Here is a 13,241-nt window from a genome sequence, read left to right on the forward strand (position 1 = left end):
ATGATATCTCCACAGCAACTCAGCGGTACCGGAGTAGCGCTCGTAACGCCATTTAACCAACAAAATCAGATTGACCATCAGGCATTAGGCAGTTTAGTCGATTTTGTTATAGATGGCGGCGTCAACTTTTTGGTGGCTCTTGGTACAACAGCCGAAACCCCAACTCTTAGCGATAAAGAAAGGGCTGAGGTGATTAAAACAATTAAAAAAGCCAACAACAGACGGGTGCCTATTGTTATGGGGTTGGGAGGTAATAACACCAGTCAGCTGGCTGATATCATTCACAAAACAGATTTCGATGGCATAGATGCCATTTTATCGGTCACCCCTTTCTATAACAAACCTACGCAAGAAGGGCTGTACCAACATTACAAAACCATCGCAAAAATATCGCCTCTGCCCATTATCCTATACAACGTTCCCTCCCGCACAGGCAGCAACCTTGAGGCAGATACATGTATCAGGCTGGCTAATGAGTTTGAGAGTATCATCGCCGTTAAAGAAGCATCGGGCGACCTTATGCAGGTAATGGATATCATCAAGCATAAACCAGAGGGTTTTCTGGTCCTGTCTGGTGATGATGCCACCACCTTGCCCATCCTAAGCCTGGGTGGTAATGGGGTAATTTCAGTCATTGCCAACGGTTATCCGAAGGCATTCAGCCAAATGGTGCAGGCTGCACAAAACAATGACTACATTAAAGCACGCCGCCTGCATTATGGCTTATCAGACATTATGCACAGCGTTTTTACTGAAGGAAACCCAGCAGGCATTAAAGCCGTGTTGGAAATGCGCGAGATCATTGACAACCAGCTACGTTTACCATTGGTTCCTCTCACCGATACAACCTATACTATTTTAAAAGCACAATTTAGAGCCTTCCAGTCTGAGTTTTGGAATGCTTTTTGATTACCCAACTTTGGAAATACTATTCAATATCCATAAATCTAAACTTATTACTTATGAAACGAAATTTTTTATTCGTACTGGCATTCGGATTAGTTCTCAGCATACTCAGCAGCTGTGCCCATACAGTGGAGCGCGTTGATACCAAAGAAACAATTGACCTAAGTGGTCGTTGGAATGATACTGACTCACGTCTGGTAGCCGAAGAAATGGTTAACCAGGTATTAGGTGGTGCCTGGATAAGCAATCACCAAAGCGACAATAATGGCAAAAAGCCGGTGGTTGTGGTAGGCTTGATTTACAATAAGTCGCACGAGCATATCAATTCCGAAACGTTTGTGAAAGATGTTGAGCGCGCCTTCATCAACAGTGGCCGTGTTCGCCTGGTTCAGGCGGGCGATAAGCGGGAAGAACTGCGTCGCGAACGTGCCGCCCAACAAGAATTTGCCAGCATGGAAACGGCAAAAGCCTGGGGAAAAGAGTTAGGAGCAGACTTTATGCTTAACGGAGACATTAATTCGATTGTTGATACCTATAAAAAAGAGCGGGTTAACTTTTATAAGGTAAATATGGAGTTATCTAACCTGGAAACCAATGAAATTGTATGGATTGGTGATAAAGAAATTAAAAAGTATATCAACAATTAGAACTTAGTATACACGATTAATGCCCGACAGTTTGTGTCAGGCATTAATCTAATCTCTTTTCCAACAGCCCTATCTAATGATGAAATTTACACGCTTTGCTCCCCTACTCCTCATTATCCTCCTGGCAGGATGCGCAACTTACTTCGAACAAAGCATAAAGCTACAATCACTTATCACTTCAGGCCAATTTGAAGCGGCAGATAAAGAGCTGGCCAAAGACTCAAAGGCTGCCGAAGGGAAAAACCGCTACCTGTATTACTGTAACCGGGGTGTTGTAAGCTTTATGACGGGTCATTATCAAAAGAGTATCGATTATTTTAATCAGGCCGACTATTATGCCGAAGATTATAGCAAATCGTTTGGTAATGAAGCACTGGCACTCATTACCAACCCCATGATTAAACCCTACCGCCCCGAAGATTTTGAGGCCGTATTGGTACATTTTTACAAAGCACTGAACTTTATTTACCTCAAGAACTACGAAGGAGCACTTATTGAGTGCCGCCGTGTAAACATTGTTCTTCAACAGATAAACGACAAGTACAAGAAAAATAAAAATAAGTATGCTCGCGATGCTTTTGCGCATTGCCTCATGGGCCTTATTTATGAAGCAGCAGGCAACACCAATGATGCCTTTATTGCGTACCGTAATGCCCTTGAAATATATGAAGAGGATTACAAGCAGCTGTTTGGCATGGCGGTGCCGGAGCAATTAAAGAATGACCTGATGCGCTCAGCTTATCAACTGGGCTTTGGCACTGAACTGGATTTTTACGAGAACAAATTTGGTTACGAATATGTACCAGAAGACCCGGAAAAGGGCCATCTGGTATTTTTCTGGTTAAATGGTTTTGGCCCGGTAAAAGATGAGTGGAGTATCAACTTTACCAATACGGGCTATAACGATGGCTGGATAACGCTGGTCAATGAGGAATATAACCTCAATTTCCCTATTTATATCGGTAATCGATCGCGAGATCAGCAGAATGCCTTTAAGAACCTGTCTTTTTTAAGAGTCGCATTTCCTAAATACCGCGAACGCAAACCGGTTTTCACCGCAGCCACCATTAATGCCAATGGACAAGAGTATCCGCTTGAGCTGGGTGAAGATGTGAATGCAATTGCTTTCCAATGCCTTAAAGATCGAATGGTGAGAGAAATAGCATCTGGCATAGCCCGCTTAGCCACAAAAAAAGCCACTGAAGAGCTAGCGCGCAGTGAGAACGAGAACCTGGGCGCCCTGGTCAGCATCGTTAATGCCATGACGGAAAAGGCAGATACACGTAACTGGCAGTCCCTGCCCTATAGCATTTCATACTGCAGAGTGCCCCTTGACGAAGGGATGCAGCAGGTTGAACTAAGTACAAGTGGTCGCCTGACCAATAAAGTCCCGTTTACCTTCAACATCCAAAAAAATCAAACAACATTTTTCGCCTTTCACAACCTGGAAAGTGCCAATTAAAAATTCGAAAGAAAGCCGCAATTACTGCTATAATGGGAGTGCGACCAACTTTCCTGCTTCGATGTTAAGCATTACAAAATAGGCCACAAAAGCCACTCTATTTTCACTCTCCTGCTTGGCAGGTAATGTTATGAACTTGCAAATCGCAGAGAAACAGATGTAAACTTCAGATTGATTTAACATTGATTTTACGATAAACAACTCTTCAAATATTATTTTCGTTATTCAAGACATAGCCAAATACATAACCTAATAATACATGGAGAGATTCAAAAAGAAATTTCCATCAAATTCTTCTTCGCATTGAGTCTTTCCATGTTTATGGGTTATCAGTAAGTGCTTGCCACGCAGCAATGCCTCCCGTCAGGTTTATCAGGTTACTGAACCCCTCCTTCTTCAGAAAATTAATAACATGACGGCTGCGCATACCCAAATGACAAAACACCACCACCGGCCCTTCTTTTGGAATATCATTCATCCGGTCAGGGATATCATCCATCGGAATATTAATGGCTCCTTCAATTTCGCCTTCCAACAGCTCAAAAGGCGCACGCACATCAATGAGAGTCAATTGATTGGTTGAATCACTTATTAGTTGCAATAATTCAGCAGCACTTACTTCCTCAGCATGCCCCCATTGTTGCTGAGCACCACAAAACGCTTCATAATCCACCAACTCTGTTATACTGGGGCTATCTCCACAACAGGCACAGTCGGGATCTTTCCTGAACTTTACTTCACCAAAATGCATTGCCAGGGCATCATACTTGAGCAAGCGTCCTACCAAAGGGGCTCCAATACCCGTAATTTGTTTGATCACTTCGGTGGCCTGAAGCGTACCAATAACACCGGGAAGAACGCCCAAAACGCCAGCCTCGGCACATGATGGTACAGTACCAGGCTCGGGGGGCTCGGGGAACAAACAGCGGTAACATGGTCCATCTGGGCTACCAAAGACACTTACCTGCCCTTCGAACTGACGGATAGACCCAAAAACATTGAACTTACCAGCCAGAACACAAGCGTCATTAATCAGATATCGAGTTGCAAAATTATCGGTGCCATCGCAAATAATGTCGAACTGCTGAATAATCTCCAGGGCATTGTTTCTGTTGAGCGGGTGATCAAAAACGGATAATCGAACGTGAGGATTAATTTCTCGAAGAGCCTCACTGGCCGACCATGTTTTTTGTTGCCCCACAAAACTGGTACGATGAATAATTTGCCTTTGTAAATTAGACAAATCCACCACATCAAAATCAACCAGACCAATATGCCCTACCCCCGACGCAGCCAAATACATCGCCACCGGAGAGCCCAATCCGCCTGTTCCAATAATAAGCACCGAAGCCTGTTTGAGTTTTAGCTGTCCTTCATGGCCCAGCTCAGGTAAAATGATGTGGCGCCTATAGCGTTCTAACTCGTGTGCTGTTAATAACATGTTAAATATTCTCAATTTGGAGGTGAAGATAATTACTTTAGACGATACAATAAGCACGCTTGTAAATCCTTTGTTACGGCTGCACTTTGCGCCGCGACAATAGAAAAAAGTTCATACTTTTTCAATAGGATTTAAGCAACTCATCACCTGCAAATTAAGTCTCATTAGCAAACACATTTAATCTTTTTCGAAAGATTATTGTTTCTCTTGTGCGCAGGAATAGAAGCTAAATGGCGTCTGACATAAGTAAACTTTATAAAAACTAACATTACAGTAAACGTGAAGATTTTAACCCTCTTATTTGGATTATTTGTTTCCCTTTCGTTGTTGGCCAATTCGCCCGAGAAAGAAGGAATTGTTAAAGGAAAGGTCTATGATGGAAAATCAAAAGTTCCGGTGGAATATGCCACGGTGGCGATTTATAAATCATCCGACAATAGTGTTGTAACAGGTACTGTAAGCGATCAGGAAGGAAACTTCAAGATCAAAGGCCTGCAAAAAGGCGAGTTTTACATCGTGGTGTCATTTCTAGGCTTTGAAAATAAGCGCTACGACGATATTGTGGTTGACGGAGGTCGTGATATGATAGACCTTGGCACCATCACGCTTGGCTCAACCAGCGAGTCGCTCGACGAAATAGAAGTGGTGGCCGAACGGCAATCCGTCGAATTTCATATAGATAAGAAAGTAGTATCAGTTGGTAAGCAGATGACTTCAGCCTCTCTATCAGCTGTTGAAGTTCTGGAAAATGTGCCGTCTGTGCGGGTAGATATCGAAGGAAATGTGTCCCTGCGCGGAAGTACTGGTTTTACTGTTTTGATTGATGGGAAGCCCACCGTTTTGGAACCAAGTGACGTGTTGCGTCAAACACCGGCCTCAACCATCGAAAACATCGAAATCATCACCAACCCATCAGCCAAATATGAGCCCGACGGAACAGGTGGAATCATCAACATCATCACCAAAAAGAACCGAACACAAGGGGTGCAAGGCCTCATTAACGCCAAAGCAGGTACCTATGGAATGTATGGTGGTGATTTTTTACTCAACTGGCGTAAAAACAAGGTGAACTTTAATATAGGAGCCGATTATAACGATCGCCCGTTCCCGGGCAACACTTATACCCGTCGTGAAACCGACCAAGGCGATTCACAAACAATCATAGAGGCCGAAGGTGAGAATGAACGCGCCTTTTATGGCGGGGGCGTTCGTGGTGGTCTCGACTGGGATATCAGTGAGCGGGACTTTCTGGGGTTCAGTGCCCGCGTGGGCAAATTTAATATGGGTGGCGACTCACAGTTAGACTACACCGAAACCCGTCAACCGGCCAATTCAATTGCTGAATATTACAGCATTAACGAATCAAAACGAAGCGGTAACTATTTTTCCTTAACAACCAACTACACTCATAAATTTGCCCAAAAAGGACATGAACTGGCTGCCCAGATCAATTATCGCGGCTATGATGGTGATGAATACTCAGAAAACTTCCGTTTGCAGGAAGGGCAGATAACTGACGGAACACGAACAACAGAAACAGGCCCTAGCAACCGGTGGGAGCTGCGGCTGGATTACACCAAACCAATTGGCGAAAACAATAAATTTGAAGCAGGGTTTCAGGGACGCTCTGGCGTTGGTGATGATGAAACAGAACTGTTTAACTGGGATATTGCTCAAGGCGAATTTGTAGAAGACGTACAAAATAGAAACACCACAACTTTAGACCGCAATATTTATGCCTTGTACTCTGTTTATAAAGGTAACCTTAATGACTTCGGTTATCAGCTGGGACTGCGCGGTGAATATACCGATCGCTCTATAAGCTCCAGTGGTGTTAATGAAACCTATACCATCGATCGCTGGGACTTATTCCCAACACTGCACCTGTCCTATCAGCTTCCGGCCGATAATCAGATTATGGCCAGCTACTCACGACGCATTGACCGCCCGCGGGGCTGGTACCTGGAGCCCTTTATCACATGGGTTGATCAGTACAACGTACGAAGTGGTAACCCGGCTTTATCACCCGAATACATTGATGCGATTGATGTGGGATACCTGAAACAGTGGAATAAAACACAGCTGTCGCTGGAAGCCTATTACCGCATTACGCATGACAAAATTCAAGGCATTGTGATGCCTTACGAAGGCAGTACTGAAGTGTTTTTGCGTACCTACGATAACATTGGCACCGATTATTCATTAGGCGTTGAAGCCATGCTTAACCTGCCCATTGCCAAGTGGTGGGAAATGAATCTGATGGGGAACCTTTACGATTACCGTATTGAGAGCAATTATGACGGTGTAGAAGACCGCTCATCATTTAACTGGAGCTCGCGTATGAACAACTCTTTTGTAATTAAAAAGAACCTAAAGCTACAAATTGATGGTAATTACGACAGCCCATCGGTAACAGCTCAGGGAGAAACAAAAGAAAGCTATTACATGAATGCCGCGGTGCGCATGGACTTTTTTGACCGTAAATTATCAGCCGTTGTGCAGGCCCGCGATGTTTTAGCCACTGCTCAGCGTATATCAATAACCGAAGGAGTTGATTTTTACAATTACCAGAAACAGACAAGAAAAGCACCAATGATTTCCTTCACTTTAAGCTATCGCCTTAACAATTTTGTGCAGAAAAGAGGTCGCAATGGAGGTGATAATGGTGGAGGAATGGAAGACGATTTTTAATCGGGAACCATTTTTGGACGGTAGGAAGGTTCGTTGGAACCTTCCTCTTTTTTTGCCTTCTACAAGCCACTTCCCTCGCGAATCGCCAGCAAACAGGTGACCTATACTTTACTAAACTTCGGGCAAATCTTCAATTAGTGGCATCCAGCCCGAACAATTATTAAGTCTGTTCCTCCCATCAGAGCTATTCGGAAGGACAATACAGCTGTGGATATTTAAAAATATTGAATGTATCTTTAATCAGACATGGCTACTAATATCAGTATTATATACAAGCACCTACTTTGGGCGGACTCTCTTCTCGCCCTAATTCGATCGGAATCGGCTCTTCACATCAGTCATAAAATCCACTTTTCAAAACTGTCAGGCCTCAACCGTAAACACATCGACCTTATTATATTGGAAGCCACTTACCCTAATGCTGAGCTGGTTAACCAGGTCATCCAGTTAAAAGAGTCTGGTTTTCCCGTAATAGTCATTGGTTATCACCTGGATAACGAGTTTATCGAACTATTGCTTGTGAAAGGGCTTGATGGCTTTGTTTTAAAAACATGCGGGCAAGCCAATTTATTTGAAGCCATTCATAATGTATCACAAGGCAATAAATACTTCTGTGCCCCAATTGCCGAAAGCCTTTCTAAACGTCTATACAACAACACCGATGAACGGCGGTTAACCACCCGTGAAAAAGAAGTACTCTTGGGCTTAGTATGCCTGAAAACTACCTCCTGCATTGCCAGACAGCTTAATATAAGTGAAGCAACAGTCCGCACCCACCGTAAAAACATCATGTCCAAGTTTGGCTCCAAAAACTATATTGGTCTGTTACGCTACGCATGCCGGGAAGGCCTGTTGCAAACGCCTGACGAACAATTTTGCGTAGGCTGCTCCAATAGAAAGTGCATCTCCACAAATTAGGTAGATTAAATTCTACTTTCGAATACAACTATTCTCATAATTGCCAGATAGTTTCATAATTCTGTGTATTGAAAACGGCCACTACTCCCAATAACTTTACATTTCCTAACGTTTCTCATTGGTTCGCCTAAAAACTGTAATTACCAGTAAGTACAATCAATATTAGCAAACTTAAATTTTATGCTATGAAAACAGTTACGAAGGTAGGTTTAGGACTTTTAATGATGTCTCTCTTTTGCATTGGTTGCGAAAGGTGGGGCGGACGGATAGACAACCCCGACTCTGACCGTCCGACAGATGTTGGTCCGGAATACGGAAAACGCGGCAACAAAGGCAGTACCGATAAAGGAACTGTCTACGGTGATCTGTTGTACATATTGCGAGATGCCAACGGTTTGCCTATTTACAATTCTGATGGTTTTGTGCAACCATTGGCATTTGTTAACGGTGTACCACTCACCGATGATGGTACAGATGAAGGCGTGCAGTATGTTTGCTCGGTAAATGAAGAAGGCGAAGTAGAACTAAATTTCATTATGGATGGCAATGAGAGGAAACCCTACGAGGGCGCCGGGCCATTGGAAGTAGAATTTGGCAGAACAAGCATCTTCAGAGCTCCACAAAGAGTATTGGATCAGGCCATCAGAGAAGCTTTAAACGGCTTATCAGAAGTAGATGTGACCACTTTGCAACTGGACTTTTGCGGTCGCCTTTTTGGAATTAGGCCCGACTTAAGCGAAAAAACAGTTGATTCACCCCGCGAAAATATTGCTTTATACCAAAGCTTAATTGAAAACGAAGGGTACGAGGGCATTTGCGACATCTGCCTCGAACTTGGCTATGAGCACCTCTATGAATTCTTTTACAACTGGCAGGAACCATGGCCACATGTTGCCGCGGGCTGCTTTGCCGCTGCCAACGACAAAACGGGAACGGTATGTGTTGATAAGATTCAGTACGTACATAGCTTTAAAAACCTGCTTGGTCTGAACCAGCTCACCGATGATAATGGAAAGCTCTATTTCAATTTTTCATTTTACAATGGTTACGACCGAAACAGATGGAAAGAAGTTAAACTTGGATTCCTTGTATGGAACGGTCTTTACGCTACCGAACCAATTGAAGAAATTAGTGTATACGACTTATTCGAAACATCAATAGCTGATTTTGGTTATGGCCAACAGCCTAGCTTTACTTATCATTCCGAACACAACTGGTTTAAAACTGATAACATTGGTGGTTTTGCCCAGTTTGCCGACGACTGTAATCAAATATTAGAGTATGTACATGACGACAGCAATATTGTTTGGGTTCGGTAATACCAAATGGTCGCCTAACTAATCAGCGAATGGTCAATCGTTTTATACAATTGGCCATTCATTTTATCTTCTTCATTAATAATGAAATACATCACTAACATAGTCATCCTCTTGTTTTTCATAACTGCGCTGAATGCTCAGAAAAATCAAAAGTTTAGCCCTGATGATTCAATTCGCAAGTTGAGGGAGTACGCACGTGTTAAGCAAGCCGCCTATCAGGAGCAGGAGCAGTTAATCGATAACTTCTTAAAATACCACAAAATTAAGCGCCATATAAAGAGTGGCCGTGGTGGCATTCAGTCGCTTGAGCGCATTGTGGATGGCCGGCCTGTCTTTCAGATGACCCATAATCTTAATGCGGCTCAAACAATTTCTACCGATTTACTTTGGACCGCAAGCTCTTCCCCATTTCAACTAGATGGCTTGGGCATAGAACTTGGCATATGGGACGGCGGAAAACTTTACGATTTACACCAGGAATTTGCTGGCCAGGGCAGAATATGGCAACGTGACACCCCCCCATTTCTGCTGGATCACTCCACCCATATTGCCGGTACAATTGGGGCGGCAGGCATTAACCCATTGAGCACCGGCATGGCCGGTAAAGCTTCCCTATTGGCCTATGATTTTAGCAACGATATGGCAGAAATGGCACTGGCAGCCTCTGAAGGACTGGCGCTATCTAACCACTCATATGGCACTGTTTGTGGCTGGAAATTCAATTCAGAATCCGAAAATTGGTATTGGTATGGCAATGCCAGCCTCAATGAAGTTTTAGATGAGTCTTTCGGCTTGTATGACTCCAGCTCCTGGGACATCGATTACATTGCCTACCTGGCTCCCTATTACCTCATGGTCAAGTCAGCTGGTAATGATCGCAATGAGGGGCCTGAGCAACAGCCTATCACTCACTTTGACTGGAACGATGGTTGGCAGGAATGCAACACCATCCACAACATCGATGGAGCTCCCGAAGGCTATGATTGTCTGGGACCAAAAGCAGTATCCAAAAATAACCTGGCAATAGGTTCTGTTCTCGATTTGCCCAATGGTTATACCCATCCGGATGAGGTTCAGCTAGCTCCCTACTCGGCCTGGGGACCCTGCAACGACGGGCGAATAAAGCCAGATCTGGTGGCCAACGGGGAAACAGTACTATCATCTGTCAGCGATGATGCAGCAGCCTACGCTGCCTACTCTGGCACTTCAATGGCTGCTGCTTCAGCAACAGGTACCATTACTTTGCTATTACAACTGCAACAACAACTTAGCCCTGGCATAGCCCTTTTAGCCTCTACCATAAAAGGCCTACTTATCAACACAGCAAATGAATGTGGACCCTCACCCGGACCCGATTATCAGTTTGGCTGGGGATTGATAAATGCCTATGCAGCTGCCACTTGCCTGCAAAACAACTATGCATCAGGAGGTGCCTTAATCAAAGAAAGCACGATTCAACCTAATGAAACACAGTCATTTCTCATAAACATTTCTGATAATCAGGATGAATTAAAAGTGACGCTTTGCTGGACAGATCCTCCCGGAACTATTCAGGACCACACACAATTATCAGTAAGTAATCTGATCAATGATATCGACCTAAGTATCGAAAACCTTAGCAATGGCACAAGCTATCTGCCCTGGGTATTAAACCCTACCAGCCCCTCGTTGGCAGCTGGTAAAGGAGTCAATGTAAAAGATAATGTGGAGCAGGTACAAATTCCCACGCCTCCACCGGGTGAATATCTGATCAGAGTACATGCGACATCAATCACCGAAGGCAGCGAGCAAACCTACAGCCTGATTATCAATCAATGCATGAGCAATGCGACTATTTATCCTCCTAAAAACTTAAGTTATCGAATTGATGATGCCGCCGCTCAACTCTTTTGGGAGCCAGCCGCATCATCTCCCAACAACTACATTATTTATAAAGATAAAGTGCCCGTCGCTCAGACCCAAGACACAACAATAATCATTAGCGGGCTGGATAATGGCACATCCTACAATTTTTATGTGAAGGCCAGCTATGATAACGAACAGTACAGCCTGCCCACCAACACCATCCGGGTAACACCCCTTCAAGCCTGTTCAACTCCTTTTTATACCGATTTCGAATCCGGCATAGCTAACTGGCAGATACAGCAAAGAATAGATAGCTGGCGCTTAGGTAACAAAGACTCCCTCACCTCCTATTACCTGAATCTGGAAGAAAACACAACTGAGTTTATATGGATCGACTCAGGCATAAATAAATGGCATTCGCATGTTAGCGATATCGCCGCCTCGCCTCCAATAAATCTCGAGAACCACACCGATATCACAGTCACCTTCAATTATGTATTTGTTACTGGTATTTATGACGTCATTGATGAACTACATCTGGTGTATCGCCAGGTAGGTGATGCAGAATGGACTAAAGTCATGCAACCAATAGCCAGTTCCGACTGGCGAGAAGCCAGCTGTCAATTGCCACCCGAAGCAGCAAAGGCCAACGTACAAATTGGTTTTTATTACGACGATTTTTACCTGCACGGCATGGGAGCTGCTATTGATGATATTTCGGTAATCAGTACCATTCCCACATCTATCAACCACCAAACACCAGCACCTCAGGTAGTGATTTATAATAACAGGGTCGAAATTTCATCAAGCATACCCTTTAGCGGCATGGGTAATTGGGAATTATTTGATGTGACGGGAAGGCGCGTTAATTCCGGGCAACTTGAATTTCTGCAAGGCCAGGCGCAGATGCAGGTACCTTATCCTGAACGTGGACTCTATCTGATTAGGCTCCGGTACAACGGCACATGTAACACTTTTAAAATTTTGCTTTCGCCTTAATGTCTTCTATAAACACGACAACCTTTGATTCCATCGTATGCCACGCACCACCTATTTTTTAAATCCATTATCAATTAAAATTTTTTAGATGGGGCATTGAACTTTTTTCAGCTTTTACTGTCTTTTTAGTACGATTACTTGCATGGTTTGAAAAAATGTGGCTTACTTTGCAGCGTTTTTCACATCAAGTAAAAGAGAATCATTAGAATAACACTTTTTATTTGGCGTGATTATTGTGTAAATAAGTGCCTTTAAAACGAAATAATTACAATACTAAATTTTATAAAATGGAAATAGGAAGAAATAAATTCGTTACCCTTTCCTACGAATTGCGTACCAATAGTGCTGAAGGTGAAGTAATTGAAAAAACAGAAACCGAAGCACCACTTGGCTTTGTTTTCGGTGCAGGCAAAATGCTGGAAATGTTTGAAAACAAATTGGAAGGTCTGGGAAAAGGATCGGCTTTTGATTTCGAACTTAAGGCAACAGAAGCTTACGGCGAAGTTAACCCTAACGCTATCGTAGAAATACCAAAGAACATTTTCGAAGTGGAAGGGCAAATTGATGAAACTCTTCTAACAATTGGTAACCATGTTCCAATGCAGGATGCACATGGTAACCGCTTAAATGGTCTGGTGCTTGAGGTAAGCGACGATAAAGTAAAAATGGACTTTAACCACCCACTGGCTGGCGATAACCTGTTCTTTAAAGGTGAAGTACTGGAAGTGCGCGAGGCAACTGAAGACGAAATTATGGAATCATGTGGTACCGGTTGTGGCTCTGGTGGCTGCGGCGGCGGATGCTCATGTGGTTAATACGATTATGACGACATTCGATAAGGGAGGTGAATTTCACTTCCCTTTTTTATTGGCTTTCAACAAGCCGACACCAAAGCAAACCTAGTCAATCAATCCCATTGGTCATCCCCTCTCAAAACAAGAGTTCTGAAATTATTCTCATAGGTGAGCAAAGTCCTGAAGAAATCTTTCAAATCGTTCTTACAGCTCTTATAT

Annotated in this window: 9 protein-coding genes; 8 read left to right on the forward strand and 1 reads right to left on the reverse strand. The window is 43.6% G+C overall.

Going from position 1 to position 13,241, the window contains the following annotated elements:
- The 3 genes from dapA (at window position 1) to ACSX1H_RS13240 (ending at window position 3,015) form a co-directional block, all read left to right on the forward strand.
- Window positions 1–909, forward strand: coding sequence for a 4-hydroxy-tetrahydrodipicolinate synthase (gene dapA / locus ACSX1H_RS13230; RefSeq protein WP_439184595.1), 909 nt, complete (start codon window positions 1–3; stop codon window positions 907–909).
- Window positions 910–962: 53 nt separating this feature from the next.
- A complete protein-coding gene (locus ACSX1H_RS13235) occupies window positions 963–1,553 on the forward strand; it encodes a penicillin-binding protein activator LpoB (RefSeq protein WP_439184597.1) in 591 nt (196 codons plus the stop codon).
- A 76-nt stretch (window positions 1,554–1,629) separates the two neighbouring features.
- Entirely contained in the window at window positions 1,630–3,015 is a 1,386-nt protein-coding gene (locus ACSX1H_RS13240; protein WP_439184599.1) for a COG3014 family protein, read from the forward strand.
- Window positions 3,016–3,334: 319 nt separating this feature from the next.
- Here the strand turns inward: ACSX1H_RS13240 and moeB are convergent, their stop codons facing one another.
- On the reverse strand, window positions 3,335–4,456 hold the full coding sequence (moeB, locus tag ACSX1H_RS13245; RefSeq protein WP_439184602.1) for a molybdopterin-synthase adenylyltransferase MoeB: 1,122 nt from the start codon (window positions 4,454–4,456) through the stop codon (window positions 3,335–3,337).
- Window positions 4,457–4,735: 279 nt separating this feature from the next.
- Here moeB and ACSX1H_RS13250 point away from each other — a divergent pair, with 279 nt between their 5' ends.
- The 5 genes from ACSX1H_RS13250 to ACSX1H_RS13270 all read left to right on the forward strand — a co-directional run bounded on the left by ACSX1H_RS13250 (window position 4,736) and on the right by ACSX1H_RS13270 (window position 13,043).
- A complete protein-coding gene (locus ACSX1H_RS13250) occupies window positions 4,736–7,147 on the forward strand; it encodes a TonB-dependent receptor (protein WP_439184603.1) in 2,412 nt (803 codons plus the stop codon).
- 246 nt (window positions 7,148–7,393) lie between these two features.
- Complete coding sequence (locus tag ACSX1H_RS13255; RefSeq protein ID WP_439184605.1) at window positions 7,394–8,065, forward strand: response regulator transcription factor; 672 nt, start codon at window positions 7,394–7,396, stop codon at window positions 8,063–8,065.
- A 185-nt stretch (window positions 8,066–8,250) separates the two neighbouring features.
- Window positions 8,251–9,384 (forward strand): hypothetical protein, encoded by a 1,134-nt coding sequence (locus tag ACSX1H_RS13260; RefSeq protein ID WP_439184607.1) that lies wholly within the window; start codon window positions 8,251–8,253, stop codon window positions 9,382–9,384.
- 81 nt (window positions 9,385–9,465) lie between these two features.
- Complete coding sequence (locus ACSX1H_RS13265) at window positions 9,466–12,228, forward strand: S8 family serine peptidase (protein ID WP_439184609.1); 2,763 nt, start codon at window positions 9,466–9,468, stop codon at window positions 12,226–12,228.
- A 287-nt stretch (window positions 12,229–12,515) separates the two neighbouring features.
- A complete protein-coding gene (locus ACSX1H_RS13270) occupies window positions 12,516–13,043 on the forward strand; it encodes an FKBP-type peptidyl-prolyl cis-trans isomerase (RefSeq protein WP_439184611.1) in 528 nt (175 codons plus the stop codon).
- Window positions 13,044–13,241: the final 198 nt, after the last annotated feature.

This window comes from Carboxylicivirga taeanensis, assembly GCF_051851475.1.
Taxonomy (GTDB): Bacteria; Bacteroidota; Bacteroidia; order Bacteroidales; family Marinilabiliaceae; genus Carboxylicivirga; species Carboxylicivirga taeanensis.